The 14,971-nt window shown below is 67.1% G+C and carries 15 protein-coding genes and 1 pseudogene; 9 read left to right on the top strand and 7 right to left on the bottom strand.

Going from position 1 to position 14,971, the window contains the following annotated elements; genetic code table 11:
• On the bottom strand, positions 1 to 1,467 hold the full coding sequence (locus OZ671_RS05155; protein ID WP_268859735.1) for a M81 family metallopeptidase: 1,467 nt from the start codon (positions 1,465 to 1,467) through the stop codon (positions 1 to 3).
• Positions 1,468 to 1,642: 175 nt separating this feature from the next.
• On the opposite strand from OZ671_RS05155, the gene OZ671_RS05150 reads away from it, so the two are divergent.
• Positions 1,643 to 2,305 (top strand): helix-turn-helix domain-containing protein, encoded by a 663-nt coding sequence (locus OZ671_RS05150; protein ID WP_268859734.1) that lies wholly within the window; start codon positions 1,643 to 1,645, stop codon positions 2,303 to 2,305.
• Between the two features lie 34 nt (positions 2,306 to 2,339).
• On the opposite strand, the gene aliA is transcribed toward OZ671_RS05150, so the two are convergent.
• The 4 genes from aliA to OZ671_RS05130 form a co-directional block, all read right to left on the bottom strand.
• On the bottom strand, positions 2,340 to 3,998 hold the full coding sequence (aliA, locus tag OZ671_RS05145; protein ID WP_268859733.1) for a cyclohexanecarboxylate-CoA ligase: 1,659 nt from the start codon (positions 3,996 to 3,998) through the stop codon (positions 2,340 to 2,342).
• 41 nt (positions 3,999 to 4,039) lie between these two features.
• Positions 4,040 to 5,200: a cyclohexanecarboxyl-CoA dehydrogenase gene (aliB, locus tag OZ671_RS05140; protein WP_268859732.1), complete on the bottom strand. Its 1,161-nt coding sequence runs from the start codon at positions 5,198 to 5,200 to the stop codon at positions 4,040 to 4,042.
• 86 nt (positions 5,201 to 5,286) lie between these two features.
• Positions 5,287 to 6,069 (bottom strand): 2-ketocyclohexanecarboxyl-CoA hydrolase, encoded by a 783-nt coding sequence (gene badI / locus OZ671_RS05135; RefSeq protein ID WP_268859731.1) that lies wholly within the window; start codon positions 6,067 to 6,069, stop codon positions 5,287 to 5,289.
• 11 nt (positions 6,070 to 6,080) lie between these two features.
• Positions 6,081 to 6,851, bottom strand: a complete 771-nt coding sequence (locus tag OZ671_RS05130; protein WP_268859730.1) for an SDR family NAD(P)-dependent oxidoreductase — start codon at positions 6,849 to 6,851, stop codon at positions 6,081 to 6,083.
• A 205-nt stretch (positions 6,852 to 7,056) separates the two neighbouring features.
• Here OZ671_RS05130 and OZ671_RS05125 point away from each other — a divergent pair, with 205 nt between their 5' ends.
• Both OZ671_RS05125 and OZ671_RS32040 read left to right on the top strand, forming a co-directional pair.
• A complete protein-coding gene (locus OZ671_RS05125; protein WP_328286340.1) occupies positions 7,057 to 7,572 on the top strand; it encodes a MarR family winged helix-turn-helix transcriptional regulator in 516 nt (171 codons plus the stop codon).
• A 141-nt stretch (positions 7,573 to 7,713) separates the two neighbouring features.
• A pseudogene (locus OZ671_RS32040) lies at positions 7,714 to 7,971 on the top strand (IS5/IS1182 family transposase); the annotation flags it as partial.
• 19 nt (positions 7,972 to 7,990) lie between these two features.
• Here the strand turns inward: OZ671_RS32040 and OZ671_RS05120 are convergent.
• Together OZ671_RS05120 and OZ671_RS05115 are read right to left on the bottom strand one after the other, a co-directional pair.
• Positions 7,991 to 8,875, bottom strand: coding sequence for a dihydrodipicolinate synthase family protein (locus OZ671_RS05120; protein WP_268859728.1), 885 nt, complete (start codon positions 8,873 to 8,875; stop codon positions 7,991 to 7,993).
• Positions 8,865 to 9,773 (bottom strand): IclR family transcriptional regulator, encoded by a 909-nt coding sequence (locus OZ671_RS05115; RefSeq protein ID WP_268859727.1) that lies wholly within the window; start codon positions 9,771 to 9,773, stop codon positions 8,865 to 8,867. Before OZ671_RS05115 ends, OZ671_RS05120 begins: the two co-directional genes overlap by 11 nt.
• 245 nt (positions 9,774 to 10,018) lie before the next feature.
• On the opposite strand from OZ671_RS05115, the gene OZ671_RS05110 reads away from it, so the two are divergent.
• From OZ671_RS05110 to OZ671_RS05085, 6 genes are read left to right on the top strand one after another with little or no spacing between them, the layout of a single operon-like run.
• Positions 10,019 to 10,951: a PfkB family carbohydrate kinase gene (locus OZ671_RS05110; RefSeq protein WP_268859726.1), complete on the top strand. Its 933-nt coding sequence runs from the start codon at positions 10,019 to 10,021 to the stop codon at positions 10,949 to 10,951.
• Positions 10,948 to 12,003 (top strand): tagatose 1,6-diphosphate aldolase, encoded by a 1,056-nt coding sequence (locus OZ671_RS05105; protein ID WP_268859725.1) that lies wholly within the window; start codon positions 10,948 to 10,950, stop codon positions 12,001 to 12,003. Before OZ671_RS05110 ends, OZ671_RS05105 begins: the two co-directional genes overlap by 4 nt.
• A 22-nt stretch (positions 12,004 to 12,025) precedes the next feature.
• On the top strand, positions 12,026 to 12,790 hold the full coding sequence (locus tag OZ671_RS05100) for an SDR family NAD(P)-dependent oxidoreductase (RefSeq protein ID WP_268859724.1): 765 nt from the start codon (positions 12,026 to 12,028) through the stop codon (positions 12,788 to 12,790).
• A 50-nt stretch (positions 12,791 to 12,840) separates the two neighbouring features.
• The gene (locus tag OZ671_RS05095) at positions 12,841 to 13,524 is read left to right on the top strand and encodes an amino acid ABC transporter permease (RefSeq protein ID WP_038309299.1); all 684 of its coding nucleotides are present in this window, start codon (positions 12,841 to 12,843) and stop codon (positions 13,522 to 13,524) included.
• Positions 13,524 to 14,183, top strand: coding sequence for an amino acid ABC transporter permease (locus tag OZ671_RS05090; RefSeq protein ID WP_038309296.1), 660 nt, complete (start codon positions 13,524 to 13,526; stop codon positions 14,181 to 14,183). The genes OZ671_RS05095 and OZ671_RS05090 overlap by 1 nt, the downstream gene beginning before the upstream one ends.
• A complete protein-coding gene (locus OZ671_RS05085) occupies positions 14,167 to 14,895 on the top strand; it encodes an amino acid ABC transporter ATP-binding protein (RefSeq protein ID WP_038309293.1) in 729 nt (242 codons plus the stop codon). The genes OZ671_RS05090 and OZ671_RS05085 overlap by 17 nt, the downstream gene beginning before the upstream one ends.
• Positions 14,896 to 14,971: the final 76 nt, after the last annotated feature.

Here is a 14,971-nt window from a genome sequence, read left to right as displayed (position 1 = left end):
TCAGGCTTTGGCGAAGGGATCGGCGACGCGCGGCCAGAACGGCGTTGCGAGCTTCGTATAGGGAATTTCGGCATAGTCGAACTGCAGGGCGCCGGGGCTCGACACGTAGCGGATCTCGCGTGCGAGCGGTGCGAAGCCGGCCTGGAAATGCTGCGAGGACTTGACCGCGACGAGACGCTTGTCGTCGAGCCTGAGGCCGAGGCCGGTAAAGGCGTCGGGCGAGAAGGTCTGGGCCCTGACGGAGACGAGAACGAGATCGATGCCGTCGGCGGAGACCCAGACGCTCTGGCCGAGCCGCGAGCGGCCGCCGCTGAGCCCCGACTGCGAATGGTCGGCGACGACACGCATGACCGTCACCATCAGGTCGACCGGATCGCCGGAGACCGGCCCGCATTTGCCGCCGACGCGCAGGAGGAAGCGTGCGCCCTCGCCGGCCTCGGCGCAGAACTGGACCGCCTGCGGATCCCAGAAGCAGCCGAGCGCCGCGCCGGTGACGCCGCGCTCGATCAGACGCTTCAGGATGAAGGTGCTGTCGGCGGGCGCGCCGCCGCCGGGGTTGTCGGCGGCATCGGCCACGACGAGCGGCCCAGCGCCGCCGGCAAGGGCGGCGTCGATGGCATCGTCGATCGTGTCGAGCCGCGCGGCGACCGCATCGCGCAGATCCCAGAGCTCGCGGCCGAGCCGGGCGGCGGTGGCGGCGGCCTTGGCCTCGTCGCCATCGGCAATCACCACGACCTTGGCGCCGACGTCGGGCACGTCGGCCCAGGGAAAGCCATGGCCGAACGACACCGAGAGGATGCCGTCCTTGCCCTCCATCGCCATCATCCGGTCGACATAGCCCCGCATGGGCTGGAGCGTCGGCCGATAGGTCGAGATCATCCGGCAATCGTAATAGGCCATCACCGGCTGCGTCCGGCCGGTCGCGGCATCGAGGCACAGGCGATAGAGCTCCGGCGCCCGGTCGCCGATATCGGTGTGCGGATATTCCTTGAAGGTCACGATGGCGGTCGCCGACCGGCGCATCAGCTCGGTGAGATGGCAGTGGAGGTCGAGCTCGATGCCGACCTTGGCCCTGGGCCCGACCACCGCGCGCACCTTGGCGAGCGTGTCGCCCTCGCAGTCGTCATAGCCTTCGGCAACCATCGCCCCGTGCATGAACAGGAGCACGACGTCGACAGGCATGGCCGCCTTCAGGTCGGCGATCAGCGTGTCGCGCAGGTCCTCGTAGACCTGGCGCAGCGTTGTGCCGGCGGGCTGGGCGAAGGTGCAGATGCTTTCCACCACCTCGTGGCCTTCGGCCTCGCCGAGCTGGCGCCAGGCGATCAGGGGGATATTGGCAACCGTCGCGGGATGCCGGCTGCCATCGTTGCGGAACCAGTCGCGGCCACCCGAGAAGGCCTCCCTGCCGGTCGGAATGGGCGAGAAAGTGTTGGTTTCCGTGGCGAGCGTCGCCATGAAAATCTTCATGCCCTCAACTCCAGAGCACCGGGCGGCGTCCCACACGCGCTTCTATCCGGGCGCGCCATTGTCACCAGCCTTCGTGGCGAATGACAAGCGCATTTTTCAATTTCGTTGAATCATTTAGTGTATCAACTAAATCGATAGCCAATCTCGCGAGACCGTTTTGCCTCTGCTAGAACGGATGGCGACCATGACGATCAACGCCCCTGCTTCCCCCCGCCCCCTGCTCGGTGACTGCCTCAAGGCCGCGCGGCGGGCCCGCAACCTGACCCTGAAGGATGTGTCGGAACGGACCGGCATGGCGCTCTCGACCCTGTCCAAGGTCGAGAACCATCAGATGTCGCTGACCTATGACAAGCTGCTGCAGCTCAGCGCCGGTCTCGGCATGGAGGTCGCCGAGCTGTTCCACCCGGTCGGCGCGGCGGCCCCCGCGAGCGCGGTGCCGACCGCCCGGCGCAGCGTCAGCCGCGGCGGCGAAGGCCAGTTCATCCGCACCCACGCCTATGGCTATCACTATCAGTGCACGGAGCTGCTCGGAAAGCGCATGGTGCCGATCATCGCCGAGCTGCAGGCGCGCACACTGGAGGAGTTCGGCCCGCTGATGCGCCATGCCGGCGAGGAATATCTCCTGGTGCTGGAAGGCCGGGTCGCCGTGCACACCGAGTTCTACGCGCCCGAGATCCTCGAGGCCGGGGACGGCATCTATATCGACAGCACCATGGCGCATGCCTATCTCAATGCCGGCGCCGGCCGGGCACGGGCGATCTGCGTGTGCAGCGCCGACAATCCCGATCTCTACGAGCAGTTGCAGGAGCTGGCCCGCGGCGCGATGCCGCCGGGCTAGCGGCGCGACGCGCGGCAGAACCGCGCCACTCCGATCAAGCCCTGGCCTGCTCGTACTCCTCGCGCAACTGCTGTCGCAGCACAAATTTCTGGATCTTGCCCGAAGCCGTCGACGGCAAGGCGTCGCGAATTTCCAGGCGTTCGGGATAGAACTGCCGCGCCAGCTTCTGCGCGTCGAGGAAGCGCACCATTTCCGCGAAATCGAAGGCCGCGCCCTGCCGCGGCACGACGAATGCACAGGCCCGTTCGCCCAGGCGATCGTCGGGATAGGCGACGATCGCGATCTGCTGCACGGCGGGGTGGCCGTAGAGCAGCGCCTCGACCTCGACGACCGGGATATTCTCCGCGCCGCGAATGATCACGTCCTTCGAACGGCCGCAGATCCGGATGTAGCCCCTGTCGTCCATGCGGGCGAGATCGCCGGTGTGAAACCAGCCGTCCGCATCGGTGGCATTCCATTGCGGACGCTTGAGATAGCCGACAAAGTTGGAACAGCCGCGCACATGGAGTTCGCCCTCGATGCCCGGCTCCTGCGGCGTGCCGTCGCCGCCACGGACCTGCAGCTCCATGCCCTCCAATGCGAAGCCGTCGGTATTGACCGAACGCTCCGGCGGATCGTCCGGCGAGACGAGGCTGACCGCGCCGTTCTCGGTCATGCCCCAGGCCGAGATCACCTTGGCACCGAGCGCCTTCTCGGCGCGCTCGACCACCGGGCCGGGAATGGCGGTTCCGGCGCAGAGGAAGATGCGCAGGCTCGAGCAGTCGGTCCGCTCGGCCTCGACGACCGCCGCCAGATCGATCAGGAACGGCGTCGAGGCCATGGTGAAGGTGATCCTCTCGCGGGCGACCAGCCGGGCGGCCAGCGCCTTGTCCCACATATCGGTCACGACCAGCGGGGCATGCAGCATGAAGGGCAGCAGAACGCCGTACATGAAGCCGGTCTGGTGAGCCATGGGCGAGGCCATCAGCACGATGTCGCTGGCACCGAGCCGGAGCCTTTCGGCATAGGCGGCGAGGTTGGCGAACATGGTGTTGGCCGTATGCATCACCCCCTTCGGCTCGCCCGTCGTGCCCGACGTGTAGATGAGCTGGCAGACATCGTTGGCGCCGCTGCGGTCGCGCGCGCTCCTCGCGCGCGCACCGGCAACCTCGGCCTCGAGTGCCGGATCGAGCAGCGCGCGCTCGAAACTGTTCGATCCTTCGCCACCGGCGACGACGACATGCCTGAGATCGGGCAGGTCGGGTCGCATCGCCTCGGCCATGGCTTCGTGGTCGAAGTTGCGCAGAGTCTTGGGCACGACGAAGACCGGCACCTCGCCATGCCGCAACATGAAGCGCAGCTCGCGCTCCCGGAAGATGGGCATGACCGGATTGAAGACGATGCCGAGCTTGCAGCAGGCCAGATAGAGAACCAGGAACTCCCAGGAATTCGGCAACTGGCAGGCCAGGATGTCGTCGCGTTTCAGGCCAAGCCTCACCAAGCCGGCGGCGGCGCGCCACGACAGGCGATCGAGCTCGGCATAGGTGAATGCAGCCCGCGCCTCGGTGCCGACGCGGATACCGACGAGAGCCGTCGCGTCCGGCTTTTCGGCGAGGCAGGCCTCGAAGTGATCGAGCGGGGTCTTGCCTTGCCAGAGGCCGGCGGCCTCCATCCGGGCGCGGCGCGGCGCGACCAGCACGGCGTCGAATTTCATGATCGTTCCTCCCTTGACGCGGGCGGCAGGCCGCCTCTTGTTCACGCCGCGACCGCAGCCCTCCCGGCACGCTCGCGGGCGATGATGTTTTTCATGACGTGCGCGGTGCCATCGCCGATCTGCAGGCCCAGAACGTCGCGCAGCCGCTGCTCGAATGGCAGCTCGGTCGAATAGGCCGCATGGCCGTGGATCAGCAGGCACGCATGGATCGTCTCGTAGGCGATGAGCGGCGGCCACCATTTCGCCATCGCGGCCTCCGCGACATGGGGCAGGCCGTTGTCCTTCAGCCACAGGGCGTTGAAGCTGAGCAGGCGCGCGGCTTCCACCCTGGTGTCGAAATCGGCGAGCTGATGGGTGATGCCCTGGAACGCGCCGAGCGGCTTGCCGAAGGCCTTGCGCTCGCCGATATAGGCCCATGTTTCGTCCAGCGACTGGCGCGCCGTGCCGAGACATTGCAGGCCGATGAGCGAGCGCGAGAAATCGAAGCCCTGCATTACCTGCACGAAGCCCCTGCCCTCCTCGCCGAGCAGGTGATCGGCCGGCACTTTGACATTGTCGAAGAAGATCGAGCCGCGGCCGATCGCATGCTGGCCGAGATCGGTGAAGCGGGTCGTCGAGATGCCGGGCAGGTCCATTGGAACGAAAATGGCAGAGACGCCCCGCGCGCCATCCTCCGGCCTGCCGGTGCGGGCAAAAACCACGGTTCCGGCCGCCTGGTCGGCCACCGATATCGAGGTCTTCTCGCCGTTGATCACATAGTGCCCGCCGGAGCGCTCCATCCTCAGGCCGAGATTGGCCGCGTCCGAGCCGCCGCGCGGCTCCGTCAGCGCGATCGCGATCATGACCTCGCCGGCGATCAGTCGCGGCAGCCAGTGGCCCTTGATGTCGGCATTCGCGAAATTGGCGAGGATCTGGCCGTTGAGCGAAGCCAGGACATTGACATAGCCGACATTGAAGTCGGCCCGCGCGATCTCCTCGATGATGGCGCCGGAATAGATGCTGCCGGCGCCGAGGCCGCCGAACTGCTCCGGCAGTTCCGGGGCGATCAGGCCGAGGCTGCCCATGCGGCGCACCAGATCCTTGTCGAAGGCGCCGGCCGCCTCGCGACTCCGGCAGCCGGGCGCGAGGTGATCGGCGGCGAACCTGCGGGCCAGTGCGCGCAAGGCGTCGAGATCGTCGCTGTCGAATATCGTCGGACGCATGACATTCTCCGGTAGGGATCCGCGGGCAGGCCTGCGCGGCGGGGCCGGCGGCGGCGCTCGCCGCCAACCCCCGCCCCGAGCGCGCGTCACTTCGCGAATTTGCGGAAATCCGGCTTGCGCTTTTCGCGGAAGGCGGCGCCGCCTTCCTTGCTCTCGTCGGTGTCGTAGTACAGCGACAGGGCATACATGCCGAGGCCGGCTATGCCGCGCTGGTGCTCGGTATCGGCATTGAAGGAGCGCTTGGCGATGGCAATCGCCGAGGGCGATCTCTCCAAGATCTCGGCACACCATCTGTCGACTTCTTCGTCGAGCCTGTCGTTCGGGACGACCGTATTGACGAGACCCATGGCGAGCGCCTCGGCGGCCGAATAGCGCCGGCACAGGTACCAGATCTCGCGCGCTTTCTTCTCGCCGACGACGCGGGCGAGGAAGGCGGTGCCGAAGCCCGGATCGACCGACCCGACCTTGGGGCCGACCTGGCCGAAGACCGCCTTCTCGCCGGCGATGGTGAAGTCGCAGATCGTGCACAGCACATTGCCGCCGCCGATGGCGAAGCCCTGCACCTTGGCGATGACCGGCTTCGGGACGTCCCTGATGATGGAGTGCAGCTCCTCCATCGGCAGGCCGATCGTGCCGCGGCCGTCATATTGGCCGTCATGGGCCGACTGGTCGCCGCCGGTGCAGAACGCCTTGTCGCCAGCGCCGGCGAGGACGATCACGCCGATCTTCCTGTCCCAGCCGGCCGTGTTGAAGGCGTGGATCAGTTCCTCGCAGGTCTTGCCGCGAAAGGCGTTGTATGTGTCGGGCCGGTTGATGGTGATGGTCGCGACGCCGTTGTTCACGTCGTAGAGAATGTCTTCGTAGGTCATGGCCTTGCTCCTCAGCCGTGCATGGTCAGGCCGCCCGAAACCGAGATCACCTGACCGGTGATGAAGGCGGCCTCGTCGCTGGCCAGGAAAAGGATGGCGCCCGGCAAGTCGTCCGGGCGGCCGAGGCGCCCGAGGGGCACCGCCCTGGTGAAGGCCGCGCGCAGCTTCTCCTTGTCGCCGGCCGCCGCCATGAAGCTTTCCAGCATCGCCGTTTCGGTGACGCCGGGGCAGACCGTGTTGAAGGTCACGCCGTGGCGGGCATGTTCACGGGCAAGCGTCTTGGACAGGGCGATGATGCCAGCCTTGCAGGCCGAATAAACGGACTCGCCCGAGGAGCCGCCGCGACCGGCATCCGAACCGAGCGACACCACCCGCCCGCCCTTGCCGCGCGCCACCATCGAGGCCAGCACCGGCTTGGTGATGTTGAGCACCGAGCGCAGGTTGATGTCGATGATCTTCGTCCAGTAGCCCGGCTCGGACTTCAGGAAGGGAATGAACAGGTCCCAGCCGGCATTGTTGACCAGGATTTCGATCGGACCGAACTCGGCTTCGACCCTCGCAACACCCGAACCGGTCGCCGCGTAGTCCGTGAGATCGACGACCATCGCGATCGCCTCCCCGCCTCGGCTTTTGATGCCGTCGACGACGCGCTCCGCCGCCTCCCCGTCGATATCGGCGACGACGACGCGGGCGCCTTCCTCGGCAAAGCGCCGGCAGGTCGCCGAGCCTATGCCTCCACCGCCGCCAGTTATGACAACAACTTTCCCATTCAAGCCACGCATGACGTTTCTCCGGGCGGCCAGATCCTCGGCCGGATCGCTTGGCGGGCAGGCGCTCCGCGACACCCCGCCCTCGATCGCTCCATGGTCCGCATGCTCGCGACAATTAGTTCGTCAAGATCGATATGTCAATATATTGTTATACTGTCGTTCGCAGCGCGCCACCCGGCCTTGACTGCGCTGGACCAGCCCGGCAAAGTGGCCGACAATGTCGAAACATATTGACGGATTTCGCGACCTGACGGCGGGCCTGAGCAACCGGCTCTTCTTCCGGCTGTACCAATGCGCGAACATGCTCCACAAAACCGGAACACGCGCGCTCGACGCCTATGGGATCACCACCCAGCAATGGGCGGTGCTGGGTGCCCTGACGCGGCCGGCCTTCGAAGACGGCGTGCCGGTCGGCGACCTCGCCGCGTTTCTCCTGGTGACCCGCCAGAACCTCGCCGGCGTCCTGTCGCGGCTGGAGGCGCTGGACTATCTGGAACGGGCCGTCGACCCCAAGGACAACCGTGCGCGGCTGGTGCGCCTGACCGCCAAGGGCCGCAGTCTGTGGGACGAGAACATGCGGCCCGTCATCGCCGATTATTATGACGAGGCGCTTGCCGGCTTTTCGACCGAGGACCGGATCCACATGATCCACTACCTCGACAAGCTGCTCGGCAATTTCAAGGCCATCGATCCGGAGGCCGATGCCGGCCGCAGGCCGGAAGCGGCGCGGTAGGCTCCCCCGCCCCCAGCGACGCGCCGGCCAGACCCCGCAAGACCCCGCCTCGTCACTCCCACACCATCATCGCCCGATCGATGCGCGCGGCCAGCGCGGCGGCGATGGGCGCCACGGACAGGCGCATTTCCGGGCTGCCGCTCAGGCCCTCGCGCCAGACCCGCCGCGGCCAGCGCCGAACACGGCATCTGCGCGACGTGATCAAGCCTCCAGGCGAAACGTCGCTTCGTCCTGCTGCCCGGGCGGTGAGGCGTCGAACGATCGTTCGCCTGGCAACCCGCTTCCGACGCCTCGTCAAGGACGAGGAGCGCTCAGCCCATAACCCTCGCCGACCTCCACCTCGTCGCCTGCGCATGCATCATGCTCAAGAATGCCGCTCAACTTGCGGCCGGTTCCTGACAGCCTCTAGCTCGCCAGGTCACAAGGCCCGGATCCTGCCGATCACCGCGGCGATCCGCGCGGCCAGATCGGGGGAGACCGGCTCCATCGGCGCGCGCGGCAGTCCCGCTGCCATGCCCTGAGCCGCCTGGGCGGCCTTGACCCGGGCCGGCAGGTTCTGGGCCGCAAGATGCTCCCACACCTCGCCGAGGCCGGAATTCAGCTCCAGGGCCCGGCCGCGATCGCCGCGCCCGACAGCCCGCCAGAGCGCGACGTTGACCGAGGGAATGGCGCTGGCAATGGCGGCGATGGAGCCGGCGGCCTTCAGATCGTAGCAGCTCATCAGCGAGCCATCGATGGCGCCGAATACGCGCTCGGGACCGATCGCGCGCACGAGATCGGCGAAGGTGCCGAGGTCCTTGTCACTCTGCTTCACTGCGACCACCGAAGGCACCCGGTCCAGGATCCGCGCCGCGACGGCCGGCCGGACATTGGCCCAGGAGATGACGTTGTAGATCACGATGGGGAGGCGTGTGGTCGCGGCGACGTCGCGATAGAACGACAGAAGGCCATCGTCGCTCGGCGCGAAGATATAGTGGGGCGGCGCGACCTGCAGCGCCGTCAGCCCGAGAGCGGCGAGCTGGCCGGCGCGCCGCACGGCCGTGCGGGTGCAGTCGGCCAGAATGCTCGCCATGACCGGCACGCGCCCCGCGGCGGCCTCGAGCGCGATATGGGCGAGTTCCACCACTTCGCCTTCATCGAGCGCGAAGCCTTCGCCGGTGCTGCCACCGACGACGATCCCGTCGACGCCCTCGGCCAGCATCCACTCGATCTGCGCGCGATAGGCCCGGCGGTCGATCTCGCCGCTCGCGTCGAAGGGCGTGGTCAAGGGCACGATGACGCCCTTGAGGCTCTCAGGATCCATGACGTCTTCCCACGCTGCGGGCGCCAGTCGGAGCTTCATAGCCCAATTGCCGGGACAATTGGGCGGCTGTCGCCATGACCAGTTCGGCCAGGGCCGGTACGCGCTCGTGGGTCACCCGGTCCATCGGCCCGGTGACGCTGACCGCCGCGAAGACCCGGCCCGAGGCGTTGCGGATCGGCGCGGCCACGCAACGCACGGTGGGCTGGTGTTCGCCCTCGTCGATCGAATAGCCACGCGCCCGGGTCGCGGCGAGGTCGCGACGCAGAGCCTCCGGATCGGTGAGTGTATTCGGCGTATAGGGCAGCAGGCCCTGGCGGATGACCTTGTCGATCGTCGCGGCCTCCTGAAAGGCCAGAGCCGCCTTGCCGACTCCCGTGCAATAGGACGGCGAGATCGACAGGGTCGTGGTCCAGTTGGCGGTGTTGCCGCCCGGCTCGCGGTGCTCGATGATCACCATATTGGTGCCGTCGAAGACGCAGAGATGGGCCGCTTCGCCACTGATCGCACCGAGCCGGTCGATCAGCGCCCGCGCCTCCCGGTGCAGGTCGAGATTGGCCAGGACGATGCTGCCGAGCTCGAACAGCCGGATGCCCATGCGGTAGCGGTCGCGTCCCTTGTCCTGCTCGAGCAGCTTGGCTTCCCGCAGACTCGTCACCAGCCGGTGGACCGTCGTCTTGGGCATTTTGCAGCGCTCTGAGATCTCCGCGAGGCTGAGCGAGCGATCATAGCGCGAGAAGCAGTCGAGCACGGCCATCAGTTTCTGCATCGACTTGAGCGAGCCGCGCTGGTCCGGAGAATCGGCAGCCCCCGCCGCACGCCGCGCCGTCGCCTCGCCGCTCATCCGCGCTTCACCACCGCCCTGTGCCGTGCCTTTGCGCACGGATTTCCGCTCATGCATTCCGCCTCTCTCCCGGCCCGTACGCGGCCCGTCAGACGATCATATAGAGCACCCGGTGAAAATGAGAATCGGAATTGACATCCGCAATCCGGAACAACTAGAACGTCGCAAATTCCGGAATACGGAATACGAATCCGATATGGGAAACGTTCTGAGCGATGAAGGATGATCAACGGGATCGACCGGTCGGCGCGCCGAAGCGGCCCGGAGCCAGCAATGGCGGGGACGAAGGGCAAGGACCGCGCATGACCTCTGTGCTGTGCGTCGGTGTTGCGGTCTATGACGAGATCTTCGCCCTGCCGGCCTTTCCGACGCGGCCGACGAAGATCTTCGCCTCCGATTTCGCCTCCGCCGCAGGCGGCCCGGCCGCCAACGCCGCCATCACCATCGCCCGCCAGGGCGGCGCCGCGACGCTCTGGGCGCGCATCGGCAACGACATGCAGGGCGATCGCATCGTCGCCGACCTCAGCCGCAGCGATGTCGACGTCTCGCGCATCCGCCGCGTCGACCATGCCAGGTCCGGCATTTCCGCCGTGGGCGTCACCCAGGATGGCGAGCGCATGCTGCTCGTCTTCGCCGACCCCAATCTCGACACGGATGCCTCATGGCTGCCGCTCGACGACGTCGACGGCTTCGATGCGATCCTTGCCGACGTGCGCTGGCCGGCGGCTTCCAGGGCGGTCATCGAGCGGGCCACGAGGCTCGGCAAGCCGACCGTGCTCGATGCCGACCTGACCTCCGATCCGACCGCGCTCGCCGGGCTCGTCCCGCTTGCCTCCCACGTGGTCTTTTCCGAGCCGGCGCTGGCCCAGATGGCCGGGGCGGGCCGGACGACCGAAGCGGCCCTGCGCAGCATCTACGATCAGGGCGGCCACCTCCTGGTCGGCGTCACGCTGGGCGAGGACGGTGCGTGCTGGGTCGATGCCGCCGGCTTCCATCGCGAGCCGGGCATCCGCATCGACGCGGTCGACACGCTCGCCGCCGGCGACGTCTTTCACGGCGCCTTCGCGCTCGCTGTCGCGCGCGGCCTCGCGCCACGGGAGGCCATGCGGTTCGCCAACCTGGTCGCCGCGGTGAAATGCACCCGCTGGGGCGGCGGCGCCACCATTCCGACCGCCGCAGAGGTCGCCGCCTTCGTCGCGCGCCAAGCATCCACCGTCACCGAGGATTTCGCATGACCAGTTCCCTGTCGGCCGGCAAGTTCCGTACGATGCGCCGTCTCGCCGACGCGCAAGGCCGTTTCAAGATGATGGCTGCCGACCAGCGGCCGCCGATCATCAAGGCGATCGACCAGAAGCTCGGCGCCGGCTCCGCCTCCTATGAGAATGTCGGCGGCGTCAAGCGCGCCCTGGTGAAGGCGCTGGCGCCCGCGAGCACCGCCGTGCTGATCGATCCCGACTATGGCTACAGCCACGCCTTCGAGGTGCTGCCGGCCCAGCCTGGACTGCTTCTGACGCTCGAGAACTTCGCCTTCGAGGAGAGCGCCGGCGGGCGCAAGACCCACATCATGAAGGATTGGGGCGTCGACAAGATCAAGCGCGCCGGCGCCGACGGCGTGAAACTGCTGCTCTGGTACCGCCCGGACTGCTCGGCCGACGTGCGCGAGCATCAGCATCGGCTGGTGCGCGAGGTCGGCGCGGCCTGCAAGGCCTATGATCTCGCCTTCCTGCTCGAACTGCTGGTCTTCCCCTTCGCCGGGGCAGCGGGTCACACCACCGACTATATCGAGCACAAGGACAAGCGGCCGGAGCTCGTGCTGCAGAGCGTGCGCGACTTCGCCTCACCCGAATATGGCGTCGACATCTACAAGCTGGAGAGCCCGCTCGCGGCGAACCACCTGCCCGATCCGGCCTCGGGATCGAGCGCCGTCGCCGACGCGCAAGGCTGGTTCGACGACCTGGGCAAGCTGATCGACAAGCCCTGGGTCATGTTGTCGGCCGGGGCCGGCATGGAGGAGTTCCGCCGCGTTCTTCACTACGCCTTCACCGCCGGGGCCAACGGTTTCCTCGCCGGCCGCGCCATCTGGTGGCAGGCCTTCCAGCAGCACTATCCGGACCTGGCCGCGATGGAGCGGGCGCTTTCGACCGAAAGCACCGGCTATCTCGCCGAGATCAACCGGATGACCGATGCCATGGCGCGGCCATGGACCGAGTGCCCGGCCTTCGCCGGCGCGCCTGAACTCGCCGAAGCCGGCCAGACCTTCCCCAGCCGCTATCCCGCCTTCGCCTGACGCGACGGGACAAGGAGCCAACATGTTCAACGACCTCGAAGGCAAGCGTATCCTGGTCACCGGATCGAGCACCGGGATCGGCGCCGCCGTGGCCAAGGCCTATGCCGATTGCGGCGCCGCCGTCGCCGTCCACTACAACCAGAGCAAGGCCGAGGCCGAAGCCGTGGCCGCCGCGATCAAGGCCGCGGGCGGCACCTGCGTCCTCGTCGGCGGCGACGTGTCGAAGGGCAAGGAAGCGACCCGCATCGTCGATGAGGCCGCTGCCGGTCTCGGCGGGCTCGACGTGCTGGTCAACAATGCCGGCGCGCTGGTCAAGCGCGTCCCGCTCGACGACATCGACGACGCGATCTACGACCGCGTGCTCGATCTCAATGTGCGCTCGGTCGTGGTCGCCTCGCAGGCCGCCGCGCGCCACATGCGCAAGGCCGGCCGAGGCAGCATCATCAACACGAGCTCGGTCGCCGCGCGCAATGGCGGTGGTCCCGGCGCGCTGCTCTACGCCGGCGCCAAGGCCTTCGTGCTGAACGCCACACGCAACCTCGCCAAGGAGCTCGCAAGCGCCAATATCCGTGTCAACGGCGTGTCGCCCGGCGTGATCTCGACGCCGTTCCACGAGCGCTATTCGACGCCGGAAATCCTCGAGGGCATGCGCAAGACGATCCCGATGGGCATCATCGGGACACCGGACGACTGCATCGGCAGCTATCTGTTCTTCGCCTCCGACCGGATGAGCGGCTACGTGACCGGTCAGGTCCTGGAGGTCAACGGCGGACAGTTCATGGCCTGACGCGCCTGCCTGCGAGGAAACCCAAGGAAAGAAGGGCAAAGCCCTGGACCATGAGCTACAGCTTCGATTTCTCGTTCCTGCGCGACTATTGGCCGATGCTGGCGGATGGGCTTCTGCTCACCGTCCAGCTTGCCCTGATGGCGACGGTGCTCGGCTTCCTGCTCGGCACCCTCTGCGCCGTCGGCAGCACGAGCCGCTCGCGCGTGCTGCGCATGTTGATCGGTCTCTATGTCGAGATCATCCGCAACACGCCGCTCCTGGTGCAGCTCTTCGTCGTGTTCTTCGGGCTCGCGTCGCTCGGGCTGAAGCTCTCCGCCACGGTCTCGGCAGTGGTCGGGCTGTCGATCAATATCGGCGCCTATTCGAGCGAGATCATCCGGGCGGGCATCCAGGCCATTCCGCGCGGCCAGGTCGAGGCGGGTGACTGCCTTGCCCTGTCGCGCTGGCAGGTCCTGGCGACCATCGTGCTGCCGGCCGCCATCGAAAAGGTCTATCCGGCGCTCGCCAGCCAGTACGTCCTGCTCATGCTCGGCACCAGCATCGTCTCGCAGATCTCGGCGGAGGAGCTGACCGCGGCAGCCAACCGCATCCAGTCCGACACGTTCCGCCCCTTCGAGGTGTTCCTGGTGGTCGCGGCGCTCTATCTGGCGCTCTCCTTCCTCATGCGGGGCCTGTTCTGGGCCGTGGGGCAACTCGCCTTCGCGCGCCGCCGCCGTCTGGGGACGCCGCTGTGATGGCCGCGCTTCTTGGACTATCCCCGGCCCACTGGGCCGCGTTGATGAACGGGCTGAGCTGGACCGTCCTCCTGTCTCTGGTCGGCTTCCTCGCCGGCGGCCTGGTCGGCTTCGGCGTGGCGCTGGCGCGCATTTCCGACAATCCCGTCGTGCGCAACCTGGCGCTCGGCTACGTCAATCTGATCCAGGGCACGCCGCTCCTGATCGTCATGTTCGTCCTCTATTTCGGCCTGCCCGTGCTGGGCTTCGACATGCCGCCGCTGGTCGCCGCCTGCATCGCCATGACGCTGTTCGCCGCGGCCTATCTCGGCGAGATCTGGCGCGGCTGTCTGGAAGCGGTGCCGCGGACCCAATGGGAAGCCGCGGACTGCCTGGCGCTGACGCGCTGGGAACGCATAGTGCTCGTCATCCTGCCCCAGGCGGTACGCATCGCCATTCCGCCGACCGTCGGCTTCATGGTGCAGATCGTCAAGAACACGTCGATCGCTTCGGTCATCGGCATGGCCGAGATGACCTATATCGGCAAGCTCATCAACAACGCCACGTTTCAGCCGTTCCGGATCTACCTGGTGATCGCGGGTCTCTATTTCCTGCTCTGCTATCCGCTGTCCTGGCTGAGCCGGCGCCTCGAGAGAAAACTCAATGTCGCCCATCGTTAGTTTTCGCGACGTCCACAAGCGCTTCGGCCAGATCGCGGTCCTGAAAGGCCTTTCCTTCGACGTCGCCAAGGGCGAGGTCGTGGCCCTGATCGGCCGTTCGGGCTCGGGCAAGTCCACGGCCCTGCGCTGCATCGACCGCCTCGAGACCATCGACCAGGGCTCGATCACGGTCTGTGGCCATGTGGTCTCGGATCCCGGCATCGTTCTGCGCAAGCTGCGCCAGGATGTCGGCATCGTCTTCCAGAGCTACAACCTGTTTCCGCATCTCACCGTCGAGCAGAACATCACCCTCGCACCGCGCTGGGTGAAGAAGGTCGAGCGCAGCAAGGCCCGCGAACTCGCCCGCGAGGTGCTCGCCCAGGTCGGCCTGCTCGACAAGATCGAGGCCTATCCGGAGCAACTGTCCGGCGGTCAGCAGCAGCGCGTCGCCATCGCCCGCTCCCTCGCCATGCGCCCACAGGTCATGCTGTTCGATGAGGTCACCTCGGCGCTCGATCCGGAGCTTACCGGCGAGGTGCTCAAAGTGATCGAGGAACTCGCCGGGCAGGGCATGACCATGCTGCTGGTGACCCATGAAATGGCCTTCGCCGAACGGGTCGCCGACCGCATCATCTTCATGCACGAGGGCCAGATCCGCGAGACCGGATCAGCCGAAATCCTGCGCAATCCCGCCACTCCGGAACTCAAGAGCTTCGTCGGCATCGGCCTCTGACGCGTCAATGCCCTTCCGACCAAGGCCGCGCCACGACGGCTCGTGCAAGACCCAAAGAGATCAACCGAGGAACGCA

The sequence above is a fragment of the Phreatobacter sp. AB_2022a genome (assembly GCF_026847585.1).
Classification (GTDB): domain Bacteria; phylum Pseudomonadota; class Alphaproteobacteria; order Rhizobiales; family Phreatobacteraceae; genus Phreatobacter.
Note: the sequence above shows the minus strand (reverse complement) of the source record. Positions and strands in the feature narration are given on the sequence as shown.